Here is a 17,587-nt window from a genome sequence, read left to right as displayed (position 1 = left end):
GCTTTGTCCTTGGTAAATGACCAATAACCAATGACTAATAACTAATAACTAATGACCAATGACTAATGACCAAATTACTTGTAGTAGCTACAGGAAATCCAGGTAAGTTGCGGGAAATGCAAGCTTACTTGGCAAATTCTGGCTGGGAATTAACCCTCAAACCTGAAGAATTAGATATTGAAGAGACAGGTGAAACCTTTGCTGCTAATGCTTGTCTCAAAGCGTCGCAAATTGCCAAAGTAACAGGAAACTGGGCGATTGCTGATGATTCTGGCTTAGAAGTAGATGCTTTAAATGGCGCACCAGGAGTGTATTCTGCACGCTATGCCAAAACCGACTCAGAACGCATTGCTAGGGTATTGACGGAATTAAGCAATGAGGTAAATCGGCAAGCGCAATTTGTTTGTGCAGTGGCGATCGCTCATCCTGATGGTGCGATCGCATTACAATCTGAAGGTATTTGTCGTGGCGAAATTCTTCATGCACCTCGTGGTAATGGTGGATTTGGCTATGACCCAATTTTTTATGTGCAAGAGTTGCAATTGACCTTTGCCGAAATGACACCGGAGTTAAAGGGCTCAATTAGCCATCGAGGCAAGGCTTTTACAGCTTTACTTGGTCAACTGGAGAGAGTTAAGAGTTAGGAATTAAGAATTAAGAGTAAAAAGTTAAGAGTTGTGAGTTTAGGAATAATCAATGAGGATTTAGCATAACTCCTAACTCGTAACTCTTTACTCTTGTATAGACGCGATTAATGAGCCAACGCGTTGCAAAGAGAAGTCTGAGCGGAGGTTTCCTCCGCTCAGAACTTTGGGGGGTTCCCCCCGTTGTAGCGACTGGCGTCGCGTCTGTACTTTTTTAAACTGCTTCTGTGTTCTTTTCGCCAGTACGAATCCGAATCACTTGCTCAACAGGCGAGATGAAAATCTTACCATCACCTATTTCACCAGTGCGGGCAGCAGCGATAATTTTGTCTACTACCATATCAACCTGATTGTCGTCAACTACGATTTCCACTTTGAGTTTTTGGAGAAACTCAACAGTGTATTCAGAACCACGATAGCGTTCAGTTTGACCTTTCTGCCGTCCGAACCCCCGGACTTCAGAAACCGTCATCCCAACAATCCCAGCATTAACCAAGGCAATTTTTACTTCATCAAGTTTAAATGGGCGGATAATAGCTTCTACTTTTTTCATTTCTTTGACTTGTGACTTGTACTAGCTTCGTTTATCTATCTAACCAGATCTGTTGTCTGAAACTGTAACTAGTAGCGCCTTTGCTAAAACATATGTAATAATTATCGCTTTTTTCAAATTTGTAGATACTTGGTGTGAGTGCTTTTGAACCTAAGAGCAGCCTTGATGAAGTAATTTAATAATCCTTAAACTTGTAACATAAAGAAATTGCTGTCAAATTAGCATTCTTTTATGTGGTGTTTGTTACCTAAAAATAGATAAATTCCGCTATCGAGTGGATACGCTTAGATGTTCAAAAGACTGATAAAAAAGAAAATTGTACGATAGCCCCTAAGGTTGCTGCTGACTGTGGGAGTGTTAACTAACTTTTTTGATGTTCAAACAAAGGACGCACAATTAAATACCCAGCAGTGAAGGCAGTAAGCATAATTAACAAGATGGTAATAATTAACCACCAGCCGCTAACTTCCTTGGCATCTGGCTTAGCAGTAGAATAATAACTTACTTCTTGTTCTTCTATAAAAACTGGTTGTGGTATGGAAATATTCTCGATTACAGGTGTAGAAAACTCCTGGCGTCTTTTTTGAGGTGGAGGCACTTGTGTTACTGGCTGCTTGGCGGCACTTTTAACTTTGCCAGAAGCTTGGAAAGCCTGGTCTTCAGTAAAAATTGCATAGGAACCTACAAAATTTTGCAAGTGTGAAAAAGACTCAACGACTTTGGTAATTTCTTGGCGTAGTAGTTGATTTTCTTGTATTAATTGCTGATTTTTCGTGGTAAGTGCATCTAGCCTCGCTTGAGTTGCTTGCAACTCCATTGACAATTCCCGGTATACAGATAGTGGTACAGAGGGAGGGTACGCTTGACTAGTCTGTGTTGACGAATTCCTGTGAACAGAACCTGTGGTTGTTCGCATTGGGGCTTGGTATTAAAAATCAAAGTGATTAGATTGTACAGAGATGCTAACAGAGATAGTCAGCCCTGAAACTATGCCCAAGAATAATAGAAAAATGCCGAGACGGCAAAGATTTTTTATCGGAGACTGGGTATTAGGTACTGGGTGTTGGGAATTGGATATTAGAAAGTCCCTAGTCCTCAGCCTTCAATTCGCATAATGGAAAGAAGTGCCCCACAGGCCCTTGTCCTTCGCCAATATCTAGGGCGTAAGTCAGTGTGGTAGTTACATACTCCTTTGCCTGTTGCACTGCCTGCCACAAATTCTTTCCCTTTGCCAGATTAGCAGCAATCGCAGCCGATAGCGTACAACCAGTACCGTGGGTATTCGTTGTCTGTACTTGCTTTGTAGTTAGAACTTCCAACTTTTCCCCATCAAACCAAATATCAACGCCACGTAAATTCCCTTGCATACCTCCACCCTTGACTAAAACAGCCTTTGTCCGTAAAGTCTTGTAAATAATTTCAGCAGCGGCTTGCATATCCTTTAAGGAATTAATTTGTAAACCGCTCAAAATTTGGGCTTCGTAGCGATTAGGCGTGATAATAGCTGCCTTGGGGATAAGGGCATGGCACAAAGTCTTCACAGCATCATCATCAATCAATTGTGCCCCAGTACGTGACACCATAACTGGATCTACTACTAGATTATCGATTTGTAAAGCTTCTACTTGCTGGGCAACAGCAAAGATAATTTCCTGATTCAGCAACATTCCTGTTTTGGCAGCTTGTACACCAATATCTTCAACCACTGCCTGAATTTGCGCCACAACCGCTTTTGTTGGCATGGCATCAACCCTCATTACTCCGAGAGTGTTTTGTGCGGTGACGCAGGTTATAGCACTAGTACCGTGGACACAGTGAAAAGCAAAGGTGCGTAAATCAGCTTGAATTCCTGCACCGCCACCACTATCTGAACCAGCAATAGTTAAAGCAACAGGTATTTTGGAGATGATTTCAGCATTCATATAGCGGATTCAACTTACTGGAATACAGTAGCAGCAGTGGGTAAAGTAATTTAAAACATCATTTTGATTAAATTATATCCAGTGCAAGGGCATCGCTTTTTCAGCGATCTTGTTGTGACCGCGCAGCAACAGAATGCACGAATTACCTAACTTTTGACCAAAAATTTTTAATTAGAATCAAATCAGAGCCCTCAACATTCTACCTGTATGTAATTCACTATAATTGTCTAGTAAAACGTTTTTCCAACTGCTTAAGCCCAAATTTTGTAGGTCTGTGAGTTAAGCTTGTTTCAAACCTGAAATATAAGCGATGAGTTTAACAGTTTCTCTACATAACTGAACCGCTATAAGTAGGTTAGTGTGAATATTTATCGTTGGGATGAAGCAGGAGGCGGGATAGGGGAGCTAAGCCGTGTCCGTGTCCCTTGCGCGTCTCGTAGAGAGCGTCGGCAGATAGGCTAGAGAAAAGAGGGTTTAAGCCTATTTAATTTTTCTTAGCATAGTTTTGTTTTTCCACACCGTTTTACTTAGTTACTTGGTTAAATATTAACTGGTTGAAAGAAAAACTTTTGAAATTGCCCTACATAAGCCTTAGAAGTATGTCTAAGGCTTAGTATAGCCCTCATACCATTAAACAAATTAGTATCTAAATATACAAATTACCCAAATAACTTAATAATATATACTTCTTTAGTATAGATCGAGAATCAAATAGACATAATAATATTTTAAACAAAGAAGGATATCAACTCATTTGATTGCTTAACAACAAGGTTGGAATAACTTAATCTTCCAGTTTTTTTCGAGAGAAAGCTGGAAATATTATGCTCAGTAAAATTCTGAAGGAAAAATATTTTGATGATTAACATCAATATGCAATTACCCTATCCATAATTATTTCTAGATTTGAGGATAGAAACTTTATTTTCTTGTTTCGAGAGTTAAGAAAACAGAGGAATAATTTACATTCAACATTGCTTTTTGTAGAGAAGATAAAGTCTTTATATGAAGCACAAAATATCTGTCATCACAAATTGTAGCAGTTTTCGCTCTGAAAAAAGTTCTGAAGTGGCGATCGCATGGAGCGAGTTAAATTCTCAAGTAACTTCATCAAATCCTTGCATCAAGAGCTCTTTATTTCCATGTTGGACTGCAAGTTAACAGGACTCCACTACAAACTTTCCATAAATTTTTGAGTTTTTCTGTAAAAAATCTTACAAATATCTGAGTATTCACTGATATCAATCACTGTTTGTGAAGGTTAGTCTAAATTGAGTTCACAAAACTTGCTTACACGGATTAAAACAGGTTTGACTAAGTTATTAGATTAGTCCCTTTATCTTAAGGGATCGACCTACTAAAGTTTGAAACAATCAGCTTTGACCACTGTAATTTTAAGTCCCTGGTTATCAGCCAGAGGTGCGCTTTCCCATACCGTGGCAACTTCTGACCTCAGACAACAGATAAAGTTCAGAGAAATTATATACCAAATACGATCACCGTATTGAAATAAAGCATCTGCGATCGCAGTGCAGATCCGATTTGATTTGACCCCAAAGCTATCGATTATTCAGACATCCTCTAATCGTCCGATTACTCCCAACAACACCCTGACGATTGACGGTATCGACATCCCTGGTTTAACCATCAACGGTTAACAGGAGAAAAATTTTTAGTTTGACAACAGCGCTTCTACCACTGACGCAATTTGAAGTTGCGATTGGACAACTGTGACTGTGCTCAACACTCGAACACTAACTACTTAGCAATGAACTGACTCGCTAAGAGTCTACTACCAATTCCCTTACACATATTCGGAGTTAATCTATGGCTGGCAAAGTATACTACGTTTCTGGAACAGGTAACGATAGCAATAATGGCTTGAAAGAAACAAGCGCGTTTCGTACCCTCCAAAAAGCCGCAGACTTAGTAAAGGCAGGCGACACGGTATACGTGATGAATGGTACTTACGAGCAAAGTAAATACCCTAATAACCCAGTCCTTGGTATCAATCAAAAACACGGCACTTCCTCAGCACCAATCACATTCACGGCGTATCCTGGTCACAATCCTGTGATCAAATCAACGAATTTCCAAGCCATCAACATTGTCGGCTCCTCGTACATAGTGATTGAAGGTCTGACGATGGTCGGTGCTAACGACCAAATAACATTGAAGTATGCACAGTCTCAAGAATCAAACAAACTTAATCCCTTAACCAATGGAGCTGGGATTTATATCCAGCCAGATAAACAAAATAATATTTCTCACCACATAGTAGTTCGCAACAACACTATTTCTAAGTTTGGAAGTTCAGGAATTGGATCAAAAGAAGCTGATTATCTGACGATTGAAGGGAATACCGTATCTGAAACATCCTGGTATAGTCCTTGGGGAACAAGTGGTATTAGTACTCTCAATAACCATAACTTAGATAACAATACTACTGACTATAAAATAATCATTCGGAATAATACAGTTTACGACAATTACACTTACATTCCTTGGTGGGAAAGTCCTAATGGAAAAGCCACTGAAGGTCATGGCATTATGATTGATTCGGCCGATAGCTTAGGATTAGACAAAAAAGCTTATACTGGAAAAACATTAATTGCCAACAATATTGCTTACAACAATGGTGGCGCTGGTATCCAGGTATTTAAAAGTTCCAATGTCGATGTAGTCAACAACACGACTTACCAAAACTCACAACATCCCGATCTCCAAGATGCTGGTGAGATTTTGATTAGTGGTCCATCTACAAATGTAAACGTTGTAAATAACATTATGTATGCCAAAAATAATGGCCAATCATATGTTGTAGGTGGCTCAACTAAAAATATTAAAGCTGACCACAATTTAATTTACAACACTAATAACTACAACAAGACAGGAACTAATTTGATTCTGGGTAAAGATCCGCAATTTGTTGATGCTGTGACTGGTAATTTTGCACTCAAACCAGGAAGTGTTGCGATTGATGGTGGTTCCAATGCCTTTAATAAAATAACTGGAAACACTCCTTATGATGGGGATGGTAATGGCATTGCAGTGATTGATATTGGTGCATACGAAGCCTCAACTATTAAAATTCCCACTCCAGAAATTCAAGTTCTCGATGGCAAAGTTGACATTATAGATGGAAGTACAACTGCCATCAACTTTGGTGAGGCCATTGTTGGCAATACTCTGACCAAAACCTTTACGATTAACAATATCGGTGCAGCTGCACTCAATTTGAGTAATCTTGAGCTTCCTGATGGATTTAGTTTAGTGGGAACTCTCCCCACTAGCGTGGCTGTGAATGCTTCCACCAACATCACAGTGGCACTCAATACTACGACACCTGGCACTTATAGTGGCAGTCTAATTTTAAGCAACAATGATAGCAATGAAAGCGCCTTTGACTTTGCAATTGGTGCCACAGTTAAACCTGTTCCCACTCCAGAAATTCAAGTTCTTAATGGCAAAGTTGACATTGCAGATGGAAGTACAACTGCCATCAACTTTGGTAAGGCTACTGTTGGCAATACTCTGACTAAAACATTTACGATTAAAAATACTGGTACAGCTGCACTCAATCTAAGTAAGCTTGAGCTCCCCGACGGATTTAGTTTAGTGGGAACTCTCCCCACTAGTGTGGCTGTGAATGCTTCTACCAACATCACAGTGGCACTCAATACTACGACACCTGGCACTTATAGTGGCAGTCTGATTTTAAGCAACAATGATAGCAATGAAAGCGCCTTTGACTTTGCGATTAGTGGGACAGTTAAACCCGCTCCCACTCCGGAAATTCAGGTTCTCGATGGCAAAGTTGACATTGTAGATGGAAGTACAACTGCCATCAACTTTGGTGAGGCTATTGTTGGCAATACTCTGACCAAAACCTTTACGATTAAAAATACTGGTACAGCTGCACTCAATCTGAGTAATCTCAAACTCCCTGACGGATTTAGTTTAGTGGGAACTTTGCCCACTAGTGTGGCTGCTAATGCTTCCACCAAGATCACAGTAGCACTCAACACTACGACACCTGGCAGTTATGGTGGCAGTCTGATTTTAAGCAACAATGATAGCAATGAAAGCCCGTTTGACTTTGCAATTGGTGGCACAGTTAAATCTGCTCCCACTCCGGAAATTCAGGTTCTCGATGGCAAAGTTGACATTGTAGATGGAAGTACAACTGCCATCAACTTTGGTGAGGCCATTGTTGGCAATACTCTGACCAAAACCTTTACGATTAAAAATACTGGTACAGCTGCACTCAATCTGAGTAATCTCAAACTCCCTGACGGATTTAGTTTAGTGGGAACTTTGCCCACTAGTGTGGCTGCTAATGCTTCCACCAAGATCACAGTAGCACTCAACACTACGACACCTGGCAGTTATGGTGGCAGTCTGGTTTTAAGCAACAATGATAGCAATGAAAGCCCGTTTGACTTTGCAATTGGTGGCACAGTTAAATCTGCTCCCACTCCGGAAATTCAGGTTCTCGATGGCAAAGTTGACATTATAGATGGAAGTACAACTGCCATCAACTTTGGTGAGGCCATTGTTGGCAATACTCTGACCAAAACCTTTACGATTAACAATATCGGTACAGCTGCACTCAGTCTGAGTAATCTCAAACTCCCTGACGGATTTAGTTTAGTAGGAACTTTGCCCACTAGTGTGGCTGCTAATGCTTCCGCCAAGATCACAGTAGCACTCAACACTACGACACCTGGCAGTTATGGTGGCAGTCTGGTTTTAAGCAACAATGATAGCAACGAAAGCCCGTTTGACTTTGCAATTGGTGGCACAGTTAAACCTGCTCCCACTCCGGAAATTCAGGTTCTTGATGGCAAAGTTGACATTGCAGATGGAAGTACAACTGCCATCAACTTTGGTGAGGCCATTGTTGGCAATACTCTGACCAAAACCTTTACGATTAACAATATCGGTACAGCTGCACTCAGTCTGAGTAATCTCAAACTTCCTGACGGATTTAGTTTAGTAGGAACTTTGCCCACTAGTGTGGCTGCTAATGCTTCTACCAATATCACAGTGGCACTCAACACTACGACACCTGGCACTTATAGTGGCAGTCTGGTTTTAAGCAACAATGATAGCAATGAAAGCCCGTTTGACTTTGCAATTGGTGGCACAGTTAAACCTGCTCCCACTCCGGAAATTCAGGTTCTCAATGGGACTGAGGGTTCTGAATATTTAAAAGGCAATGCCTCAGCTAACAAGATTTATGGTTTTGGAGGTAAAGACACGATTGTAGGTAATCGTGGAAATGACCAACTTTGGGGAGGTGAAGGACAGGATACTCTCTGGGGGCAAGATGGTGATGACTTACTGTATGGCGATAGTGGCAATGACCATCTCTGGGGCGATAATGGTAACGATACCCTATTTGGCGGTATCGGCGATGACCAACTTTACGGTCGTGCAGGTGACGACTGGCTTTACGGCGGTAAAGGCAACGATGCACTCACGGGAGGTTATGGTGCTGATACTTTTGTGTTGGCTTTGGGTGAGGGCACTGACTCCATTCTTGACTTTGAAGTAAATAAAGATAAAATTGCCCTCTCAGGAGGTCTCCAGTTTGGTCAATTACTGATACAGCAAAAAGGAAGTCAAGCCTTGATTGTAGATAGTCTTGAGAATCAAGTGTTAGCAAAGTTGGATAATGTCAATGCAAGTACACTCTTGGCTCAGTCTTCTACAATTTTTATGACTATTTAGTTCTTTTTAATAACCAAGTGTTTTAAAGCAGATGTCAGACAAGAACTAGTACTGCAAGGCGTAATTCGTAATGACGCTCGTTCCGACGCTCCTCCGTCGCTAACGCTTCGCTATCGCTACCGCTTCGAAGACAGTAATTCGTAATTCGTAATTAGCTGTTCACAAGGGTTTTAGACATTTAAAATGGTTGGTTTATTTCCACTCTGCTGTACTAGACCAAGAACATTAAGTATTAACTAGAAGAGGACAAGAGGAGGGATTTATTAAAGGTTGTCCCTTGTCACCAAGTCATCCCCTTGTTCTCTTATCTTTTCGATGACCAACTAAATTCTTTAATGGGTCTCTACACCCGATTCTTGCTAATCCGGATTTCTGCCTCATGAGAAATCCGGGTTACTTGACAATCATATAGGCAACCAAATGCACTAAGTAAGTCGGGGCAATAAAACCAAACTATGTGAAGAAAGATTAACTAGACTAAAACTTTCTTTCCTCGTGCCTCCTACCTTACCTCAACAATAAATTTTACTACCCACCTACTTAAATGTTGTTTAGCTCCATTAATGAAATTTTCTGGTTAGAATAAAGCCATTTTTCAAAATTGGCTTTACAGCGTGGCCATTCTTTATTTGTCATGGCGAACCAATCGGTATCTCTGTTTTTTCCACGAACAAACATATGTTGTCGAAAACGACCTTCATAAATGAATCCCATCCTTGCAGCAGTAGTCCGGCTTGCATGGTTAAGTGAATCACATTTCCATTCAACTCTACGATAAGAATGGTGATCGAAAAGATGTTGAAGTAATAAAAACTGTGATTCTGTATTGACTTTACTTTTGTGGACTGCGGGAGTAAACCATACATGACCGATTTCAGCACGACCATGATTGGGGGCGATCGCGAGTAATGCTACAATTCCCACTTGAGTCTTTGCTGAGTTCTCAAAGACTGTCCAAGTCAGAGGATCGGATTTATCTACTAGGTTTGTTTCTACCCAGTCTTTCATTTTCGAAGGGGTATCAAATGGCCCGTAAAATAGATAATTCCATACGGCTTCTTTTTCGGGACTGCCATGTGAAGCTGCATATAAAACATCTATATCTCTTTCTGAAATCAGGGGACTAAGTGTGACAAATTGACCGTTGAGTTGAAAAAAGTCAGGTGGCTGCCAAGTTCGATTTTGCATGATTTTATAATTTTTTCATAGACAGATAATACCAATTCGTCATTAGTCATTTGTGATTATAAAAATAACTGATACACTCTACTTTTCATCACCCATCTGGTCATTAGACCTCTTGCAAAAGTCAGTTACGCAGATTCAGTTTTGGCGAGACGAAGCTCATAGTTGTACAAGCCAGCGATGAGATTTAATCTCAAACTAAATCTTTTTGTTCGATTGCGATAACGGTCAGATAAAATTTTAAATATCTTCAGTTTCTGATTAATATGCTCAATCATAACTCGGGCTTTCGGTAACATCTATTACCACTATCTCTGTTTGACAATTCGAGTCAGAAAATTTTTTCTTCTCTGGAATAAAATTTTTTTTAACTGATGAGAATATCTTCAATTTTACGGATAATACGATATACTGTTGACTCGTTTACTCCCCAAGATTGGCCAATATGAAAGTATGTCCGGTACTCCCTCCAATACTCTAATGTCATCAATAATTGGTCTTCCAAACTCAGTTTTCCAGGTCGTCCTATTTTCAGCTTGATTTTTGAGCGCGATCGCACTACCTCTATCATCCGGCTAAAAGTCTCCGGATGCAGACCACACAGGCGTTTGAATTCTTCTAGTTTGAGGCTCTTTACCTTTTCGTAGCTCATAGATCTTAAGAAAACTCTAAGCTACTTTGACCACGCTTATGGGACTTTTGCAAGAGGTCTATTATGTGAGTAATCCAATTAGTGTTTGCTTTGAAAAACAAATTGTTGAGTCTTAACGAAAAAGAGTTCTCCAATTGAATTGGAGTGTAGCCCGTGGATGAATAAACGATAAAATACGCCACCAAATTTTCAATTCGGTAGTGCTTCTATATGGTGAGTATTAATCCTAACTAATTTATTCTAAATTCTGTATTCTTTTTCAACGTTTAATTCCCTTAAAACGTTCTTGTGCCGCCTGAAAAGCTTCTTGCATCACCAACTGAATTCTCTGGGGATCTGGTTTTTTACCTCCCATTAAATCACCAAAGTAAACGCAGGCTGCTTCCCCTAATGCCCAGGTATAGGCGGCTGCCCAAGATGCGGCGATCGCACTGCCAAAAATTGGTATAAATTTGACTAATTCCCGTCCGATGGCCTGTGCTAGAAAACCACCGGCGATTGTACTCACAACACCCCCCGCTTGGGATGGAGTAAGTGTTTGTCCATATAATTTTCCTAAAAGACCCACCATCGAAACTTGCAGGGAAGTTAGCACTGGCATTGTAGCAAGTGGTAATGGCACAGCTGCCAGAGTTGCAGACATAATTGCAAAAGGCAAAATGTAACGGCGTGCTGTATCACGGTAAAGGTTGCCAATTTGTTTACCAACTTCTTCTCGATCCAATAATTGATAAATCGCCTGGGCTTCTGCTTGGGGGAGTAGTTCTGCAAGCCTATCTCTTAAGGCTTCTAACCCATAAAATACCGGGTTATAGCCATCTTCTTCTAGGGTAAAGTCAATGAGTACAGAGCGATCATACAGTCCAGCAAAAGCCTCTTCTATCTCAGCAAATGCACGGCTGACTTGCTCAAAGTCTGGCGGATAGGCAGGATGATCGACGATATCAGCAGGATAAAGCTCATGCAGGCAGGTAACCACTAGCAAACAGGGAATATTTGGATACTGCTGGCGCAGCTGTTGAGCAATTTGTCGTAGGGTATCAGTTGCAAAATCATTGATTTTGACGGTCAAAAGTAAAATTCTGGCAGAACGAGTGTCCTGTTGCAAATCCTCAACTAACTCTTGAATTACTCCTTTTGTATCCTGTTTGACATCTCCCAATCCAACAGTATCAGTAAAAATCAGTAATGGCAGGTCATTGGAAGGATAGGCATAACGCTGGGTGTGCTGGGTGTGGGGACGAAATCCCTGACCAACAATTTCGGCAGAAACTCCCGTTAGTCCGCGCACGATTGAGCTTTTGCCTGCTTGGGGCTTACCAATTAGCAGCGCTTGTGTAGTTGGCAGTTCGGCTCGAACTTTGTCTAGAATGTCTGCAACTTGCGCCTCACTTACACTAAACCAATCAACAACTGTCTGTGCCAGTTGTTCTAGGGGTAAGAGTTGCGTCAAACCTGTTGTTGCTTTGTTCCAGACGCCAGCAATGCGATTTTGCCAGGAATTACCGACCGAATTGTTTGTCTGAGTATCGGTAAGTTCATTCAATTGCTCAGAGTCAGGATCGCGTTGCTTACTCATTCGCATGAAAACGGTAGATAGAATTTAAGTCCTGTCTTTATTCATCCTACTGTTAAACTCGGTTGAGCTTGGGTTAATTTCCTCATCCACAAGTTTAGTTTAAGGACTTCCAATCGAAGAAGAATTCAGGAGCAAAGCCACAGACGCTTTGCCAAGGCGTTAGAATCAATCACTGGGAGATTCTAAACTCCCCACCCAAATTTATGATTTGCCGGGGATCTTAAACTCCTCTATCCATCCGCCAGTCGGATTCAAATTCATGTTGAATTCTAACGCCTGAATTCTGTTTTAATCAAAAAACAACTGATAAATAACAAATTAGTACCCAAAAATATTTTATTCACATTGCAGTAAACCTATAATCGCACAGTTGGCCGCAACATAATCACCTTACGACTATCTACGATACTGGTAACAAAACCGCGATCGTTTAGCTTTTGTAATGTGTTATATGCTTCACTTTGATTGGTAGTATAAACTGCCAATAAGTAGGGACGTTGTCCGTAAGAAACAAAACCAACGTTACCTCCCACCACTTGCTGGACACTATTTGCTATTTCTGGACGATTGTAATAATCTACCAGTACTGCAAAACCCTCTCCTAAGGCTTGAGGATTATAATTAACTGTCTGCTGCTGAGATGGCTGTGATTGTACAATATCTGGTGTTGTTGGTCGAGTAGTAATGATAGCAGACAAACCAACAATATTGCTGACATATCTTGCCCATCGATTGGCATCGTCAATTTTGTTAAAGCCTCCGATGCGCGTCACAGTTTCATTGAGATATTCACAGGTGATAGTCTTGAGTTTAGGCGGTAAGGCACTACGTAACTGCTTTTGATTATCTGCCGTAGGACTGACTACTAATAAAAGATACTCACCTGCATTCGGTGGTTGACAATTAGGAATGGCTTGTTGGGCAAAGCCAGAACTCATGCCACCAATTAATGCTGCGTAAGCGAAGCTCGTCGTAGCGAAAAGTCGGAGCGGCAGCTTCCGCCGCTCTGAACTTTTTAAGACAGACATCGCTAATCCTAAAACACTTGGTATTTGAAATCTCAGCACAAAAGTTACTATAGATAAATTATGGTGTCATAAAAGATTTTATAAACAAAAATGGGGAGTGGGGAGTAGGGAATTGGGACTAGGGACTGGGAAAGTGTTTCTCAACAAAAATTTAATTATTAATCCCCAGTATCCAATCCCCAATTTTTAAGATACGGTAGCTAAGGATGCCAATGCATCTGGTATTGTCTCACAAGGAGCTTGAAATTCTCCTACGAGCACGTACTCTAAACGCAATTTTAACCAAGTAATAAATTGAGGATTAGTGGAAATAATAGCTACTGCTGGTTGAGGACACTTCGCTTTTAACTCTGCTAGGTGAGGCGCTTCTAAGAAAGCTGGTTGCTTAACCAACCAAAAATCAATTTGTTTTTCTTGTTCGTGGTAATGACGGGTGCGTTCTTTGAGAACTTCGTCTATCGGTTCTTCTTCCAGAAGAAAGCGTTGACTAGCCAAAACGTAATAGTATGTTTGCATTTTTATCCTTTGCTTACTATGTGAAGAATTTCAGGGCACAGTGCTACACTCTGTACCCTGATAAATTAACTTTGGCGGAATTTCTTGAACCAAGAACTGAAGGGACAAGCACTTCCTTGTTTGTCTGCATTTGCTGGTTTGCCACCAGATGTTAGCTTGCTTAAGAACAGACTATTATCAAAGTAGTGTTCTAAGGAAATAATCTTTAAGTCATCGGTAACTTTTGCAATACTCATGCCGATAATTTCCACCGTCTCTCCAGTAGGTGCATAGTCTTTGTATTGTCCATTAAAATGTCCCCAATGCCGCCACTTGAATGTTACATTCGGTGGCCCTGAGAAAACTTCCAGCACTTCCCAAGGAAATCCTTTGGGAAATGTTCTGTGGAAGACTTTTGCGGATGATTCAAAGCTTTCTTCTGAAGCCTTATAGTGGTCTGAATCGGCCATAAATAGATTGTAAGTACCTTGAGCTGATAAATCTGCTGCTGTGTAGTCTACTCCACCGTTGCTACTGACGCGAAACTTATCATTAACAATAGATAACCACTGTTGGGGGTTAGCTTTAAAGGATACTTCCATCTCGAAGGTTCGCACTAAGTTTTGGACGATCGCTTCTAGTGTACCTTCAAGGTGATTACACGTACTTTCTTGGGCTAGATTCTCTTTTGAGCGAGAATAATCTGGTGGTGTCTGATAGCGCCACTCGATATCAATGCTTTCTCCTATTACCCGATCTCGATCCTGTACCCAAAGCGGTAGGTTGTTAGACTGTGTTGCGCTCATAGAAGTTTTTGCTGAAGATTTTTCTAGATTTCGCAGTTACAACCCCTCTTGAGGAGGTAAGGAGATGGGGAAGGGCCCCCACGAATTGGGGATTAGGGGCAATGGGGAGAAAATAACTTTCAAATCTTAACTCCTAACTCAGCACAAGGTAAACGCTCTGCTACCGCTAACAGCACTCAGCATTAGGCACTCTCCATCTCCCCATCTCTCCATCTTTCTACCTCCTCATCTCTGTCCATACCCCCGTATCGCTTCTTTCATTTCACGGACTGCTCGTTCTATACCTACTAAGGCAGCCCGACTGATGATGGTATGACCAATGTTTAGTTCTTCCATACCTGGAAGCGCAGCAACTTGATAGACGTTCCAATACGTTAGTCCATGACCAGCGTTAACTCGCAAGCCTGCTTGAATCGCTTGTTCACACCCTTTAGCTAATACGGCTAATTCTCGATGGCGATTTGTTTCGTCCTTAGCCTCAGCATATTGTCCAGTATGCAATTCAATAAATTTGGCTTTTACCTTGACAGATGCTTCGATTTGTGCTTGTTCGGCGTCGATAAATAAACTAACTGGAATGCCAGCGCTTTGCAATTTATCAACTATCTCACCTATTCTAGCAATTTGCCCCACGATATCTAGCCCGCCTTCCGTTGTGACTTCTTCGCGTTTTTCGGGAACTAAAGTTACATAATCTGGTTTGATATCGAGAGCGATCGCTAACATTTCATCTGTAGCGGCCATTTCTAAATTTAAGTGAGTTCTCACTGTTTGTCTTAATATTCGCACATCCCGGTCTTGGATATGTCGGCGATCTTCTCGCAGATGCACTGTAATTCCATCTGCACCTCCTAATTCTGCCAGCACCGCGGCTGCTACAGGGTCTGGTTCTACCGTCCGCCGTGCTTGCCTGATGGTGGCAATATGGTCAATGTTAACGCCAAGTGTAGACACCCCAAAATTCTCCCAATCCACAGTCCTCAGAACTTGATTTTACCGGAAATATCGGAAGTTTGGCTTGAGAGTTAGATATACCACAACACCTTAAAGGAACTCCAAGATATAAATTATCCTGTTTGAAGTTGCTGACTGATGACTGTTGACGTAAACAGTGGAGTATTTTTTATTTGCAAACCGTTATAAAAAGCAAAAGCAAGGTCGTCAATGCCTTGCTTTTGTTTTATTTCACTCCACTACACTGAATATTTCACGAAGGATTAGCGAGACCTATTACCACTTGTTGAACCTTCAGCGGACTTTGCTTCTTGAAATAACTGCGGCATATGCTGCTCGAGCTTTTGAACTGTCTGCTGTTCCTGTTGCAAATTTTGCTGTAATAGTTGCACGACTTGATTGTGACCTAACTGTTCAGCTTCTTTAATCAAACCGCGATAAGCAAAAATTTCTAATTGTTTGACCTTAGCCTGTGCTCCTGCCACTATCAGCTCGACAATTTTCGGATTATCACCAGCCAATAGAGTTAATTTCTGAGCATCGCTAATCAAACCAGCCGCAGCATCACAAGTCACCCGTTGTGGTTGCTGTCCCAAGGCGCTAAATGATTGCTCCAGATTTCTAATTTGCTGCTCGGTTTCCCGAATATGAGTTTCGAGCAAGGACTTCAATTGATTGTGTTGGCTACACTGCAACATTAGCTGCTGAGCTTCCAAAAAGCGCTGTTCAGCATCATACATACCACCAAGTTCATAGATAAACTTATCGCGCAAGTTTGTGATTTTTTTGGTACCGGGACGTTCGCTAAGTTGAACCATTGTGATTCTCCTAAAGGTTGACGTTGTATTTCACGGTCATACCCTAAACCTACGTCCCTCACCAAATCTTCTCTTCATACCTGAGGCACAGCTAAGTGTTAAATCTGACTGCTAAACTCAATACACAATCTCACATTCAAAGAGTGTAGGGGGTAGAGTGTGGGGAACCCACGTTTGAAAACGTGGGATTGCAACAAGGAGCCAAGCTTCGGAGGCTCTGGCTTTGCACTATTTTTAAGACGCTTTGTGTTCCTTAAAACATTTTTTTAAACTGAGCTTTAAATTTGGCAACTTTAGTTTTTATTTAAACCCATACACCCCAGACCCTATTCTTTGTAAGTAACATTTGTTTATTTTCGATTCATAATCGAGCCATTTTGTAAAGTAGCCAAACACCTACTTCAGTAGGGGGACGGACTGAAGTAGGAATCAGGTAAATTAAGATAAGTAAACAAAACGTTTTGAATTCAATGACAGCTTTAAGCTTAGAAGAAATTTCTACTCAGTTAGAAAGTCCAAATTTGCGCGATCGCATGGTAGCCCTTGCTAATCTGCGTCACATTCCTGCTGAGGATGCACTACCTTTAATCAAAAAAGTATTAGACGACGAATCTTTGCAACTGCGATCAATGGCAATATTTGCCCTTGGAGTCAAGTCTACGCCAGAATCTTTTCCGATTTTAGTGAGAATTCTGGAAACTGACCCAGATTATGGTATTCGTGCTGATGCAGCTGGTGCTTTAGGATATTTGGGTGATGCCAGAGCTTTTGAGGTACTCTCACGGGCGTTTTATGAAGATACTGATTGGTTAGTACGCTTCAGTGCAGCCGTGTCTCTAGGTAATATTAAAGACCCACGTGCCCATCAAGTTCTCCTGCAAGCCCTCGATAGCAAAGAAATAGTATTGCAAGAAGCTGCTATCTCTGCACTTGGAGAAATTAAAGACATTGAATCTGTCGATAGTATCCTACGGTTTGCCCAATCTGATGATTGGTTAATTAGGCAGCGTCTAGCAGAAGCTTTGGGCAATCTTCCCACTCCCAAAAGCTTCTCAGCTTTAAAATACCTAGAAAAAGACAATCATTTTAACGTGGCTGAGGCAGCAAGAATTAGCCTCAAGAGGCTTGAGGAAATAGGCAATCAAGCTTAATATTAAAGCCTCCTACTAGCTTTTAATAATAATTAAGTGAGAATTTTTGCATTTTGATGCAGGG

Annotated in this window: 14 protein-coding genes and 1 pseudogene; 4 read left to right on the top strand and 11 right to left on the bottom strand. The window is 41.1% G+C overall.

The features are described from left to right. Window positions 1-65: 65 nt before the first annotated feature. Window positions 66-644: an RdgB/HAM1 family non-canonical purine NTP pyrophosphatase gene (gene rdgB, locus FCR06_RS01395; protein WP_138497065.1), complete on the top strand. Its 579-nt coding sequence runs from the start codon at window positions 66-68 to the stop codon at window positions 642-644. Window positions 645-858: 214 nt separating this feature from the next. Here the strand turns inward: rdgB and FCR06_RS01390 are convergent, their stop codons facing one another. From FCR06_RS01390 to thiD, 3 genes are all read right to left on the bottom strand, one after another. Next, window positions 859-1,197: a P-II family nitrogen regulator gene (locus FCR06_RS01390; protein ID WP_012410794.1), complete on the bottom strand. Its 339-nt coding sequence runs from the start codon at window positions 1,195-1,197 to the stop codon at window positions 859-861. Between the two features lie 361 nt (window positions 1,198-1,558). Further along, window positions 1,559-2,113 (bottom strand): hypothetical protein, encoded by a 555-nt coding sequence (locus tag FCR06_RS01385; protein WP_138497064.1) that lies wholly within the window; start codon window positions 2,111-2,113, stop codon window positions 1,559-1,561. A gap of 172 nt (window positions 2,114-2,285) precedes the next feature. Further along, a complete protein-coding gene (thiD, locus tag FCR06_RS01380; RefSeq protein WP_138497063.1) occupies window positions 2,286-3,119 on the bottom strand; it encodes a bifunctional hydroxymethylpyrimidine kinase/phosphomethylpyrimidine kinase in 834 nt (277 codons plus the stop codon). Window positions 3,120-4,648: 1,529 nt separating this feature from the next. On the opposite strand from thiD, the gene FCR06_RS34135 reads away from it, so the two are divergent. Continuing rightward, window positions 4,649-4,777: a hypothetical protein gene (locus tag FCR06_RS34135; protein ID WP_262984634.1), complete on the top strand. Its 129-nt coding sequence runs from the start codon at window positions 4,649-4,651 to the stop codon at window positions 4,775-4,777. A 169-nt stretch (window positions 4,778-4,946) separates the two neighbouring features. Next, on the top strand, window positions 4,947-8,855 hold the full coding sequence (locus FCR06_RS01375) for a choice-of-anchor D domain-containing protein (protein ID WP_138497062.1): 3,909 nt from the start codon (window positions 4,947-4,949) through the stop codon (window positions 8,853-8,855). A 540-nt stretch (window positions 8,856-9,395) separates the two neighbouring features. On the opposite strand, the gene FCR06_RS01370 is transcribed toward FCR06_RS01375, so the two are convergent. From FCR06_RS01370 to FCR06_RS01335, 8 genes and pseudogenes are all read right to left on the bottom strand, one after another. Continuing rightward, a complete protein-coding gene (locus tag FCR06_RS01370; RefSeq protein WP_138497061.1) occupies window positions 9,396-10,043 on the bottom strand; it encodes a GNAT family N-acetyltransferase in 648 nt (215 codons plus the stop codon). 125 nt (window positions 10,044-10,168) lie between these two features. Continuing rightward, window positions 10,169-10,692: pseudogene (locus FCR06_RS01365) on the bottom strand (helix-turn-helix domain-containing protein). 259 nt (window positions 10,693-10,951) lie between these two features. Further along, window positions 10,952-12,271 carry a GTPase family protein gene (locus FCR06_RS01360; protein ID WP_138497169.1) on the bottom strand — a complete coding sequence of 440 codons (1,320 nt, stop codon included), beginning with the start codon at window positions 12,269-12,271 and terminating at the stop codon, window positions 10,952-10,954. A gap of 356 nt (window positions 12,272-12,627) precedes the next feature. Next, window positions 12,628-13,299, bottom strand: a complete 672-nt coding sequence (locus FCR06_RS01355; protein WP_411267973.1) for a hypothetical protein — start codon at window positions 13,297-13,299, stop codon at window positions 12,628-12,630. Between the two features lie 186 nt (window positions 13,300-13,485). Next, window positions 13,486-13,815, bottom strand: a complete 330-nt coding sequence (locus tag FCR06_RS01350) for an MgPME-cyclase complex family protein (protein ID WP_138497060.1) — start codon at window positions 13,813-13,815, stop codon at window positions 13,486-13,488. Window positions 13,816-13,880: 65 nt separating this feature from the next. After that, on the bottom strand, window positions 13,881-14,600 hold the full coding sequence (locus tag FCR06_RS01345) for an ester cyclase (RefSeq protein ID WP_138497059.1): 720 nt from the start codon (window positions 14,598-14,600) through the stop codon (window positions 13,881-13,883). 225 nt (window positions 14,601-14,825) lie between these two features. Beyond that, window positions 14,826-15,554, bottom strand: coding sequence for a pyridoxine 5'-phosphate synthase (locus FCR06_RS01340; RefSeq protein WP_138497058.1), 729 nt, complete (start codon window positions 15,552-15,554; stop codon window positions 14,826-14,828). Window positions 15,555-15,817: 263 nt separating this feature from the next. Beyond that, the gene (locus FCR06_RS01335; protein WP_138497057.1) at window positions 15,818-16,372 is read right to left on the bottom strand and encodes a ferritin-like domain-containing protein; all 555 of its coding nucleotides are present in this window, start codon (window positions 16,370-16,372) and stop codon (window positions 15,818-15,820) included. Window positions 16,373-16,842: 470 nt separating this feature from the next. On the opposite strand from FCR06_RS01335, the gene FCR06_RS01330 reads away from it, so the two are divergent. Next, a complete protein-coding gene (locus FCR06_RS01330) occupies window positions 16,843-17,523 on the top strand; it encodes a HEAT repeat domain-containing protein (RefSeq protein WP_138497056.1) in 681 nt (226 codons plus the stop codon). Window positions 17,524-17,587 lie beyond the last annotated feature (64 nt).

It is taken from the genome of Nostoc sp. PA-18-2419 (assembly GCF_005869855.1).
Taxonomy (GTDB): Bacteria; Cyanobacteriota; Cyanobacteriia; order Cyanobacteriales; family Nostocaceae; genus Nostoc.
This window is presented reverse-complemented; position numbering and strand designations above follow the sequence as displayed.

Bases quoted from the DNA above. Each gene is read 5' to 3' on its own strand.
- rdgB (WP_138497065.1), top strand. From the start codon at position 66: ATGACCAAATTACTTGTAGTAGCTACAGGAAATCCAGGTAAGTTGCGG.
- FCR06_RS01330 (WP_138497056.1), top strand. From the start codon at position 16,843: ATGACAGCTTTAAGCTTAGAAGAAATTTCTACTCAGTTAGAAAGTCCA.
- FCR06_RS01360 (WP_138497169.1), bottom strand. From the start codon at position 12,271: ATGAGTAAGCAACGCGATCCTGACTCTGAGCAATTGAATGAACTTACC.
- FCR06_RS01355 (WP_411267973.1), bottom strand. From the start codon at position 13,299: ATGTCTGTCTTAAAAAGTTCAGAGCGGCGGAAGCTGCCGCTCCGACTT.
- FCR06_RS01345 (WP_138497059.1), bottom strand. From the start codon at position 14,600: ATGAGCGCAACACAGTCTAACAACCTACCGCTTTGGGTACAGGATCGA.
- thiD (WP_138497063.1), bottom strand. From the start codon at position 3,119: ATGAATGCTGAAATCATCTCCAAAATACCTGTTGCTTTAACTATTGCT.
- FCR06_RS01385 (WP_138497064.1), bottom strand. From the start codon at position 2,113: ATGCGAACAACCACAGGTTCTGTTCACAGGAATTCGTCAACACAGACT.
- FCR06_RS01390 (WP_012410794.1), bottom strand. From the start codon at position 1,197: ATGAAAAAAGTAGAAGCTATTATCCGCCCATTTAAACTTGATGAAGTA.
- FCR06_RS01370 (WP_138497061.1), bottom strand. From the start codon at position 10,043: ATGCAAAATCGAACTTGGCAGCCACCTGACTTTTTTCAACTCAACGGT.
- FCR06_RS01335 (WP_138497057.1), bottom strand. From the start codon at position 16,372: ATGGTTCAACTTAGCGAACGTCCCGGTACCAAAAAAATCACAAACTTG.
- FCR06_RS01375 (WP_138497062.1), top strand. From the start codon at position 4,947: ATGGCTGGCAAAGTATACTACGTTTCTGGAACAGGTAACGATAGCAAT.
- FCR06_RS01350 (WP_138497060.1), bottom strand. From the start codon at position 13,815: ATGCAAACATACTATTACGTTTTGGCTAGTCAACGCTTTCTTCTGGAA.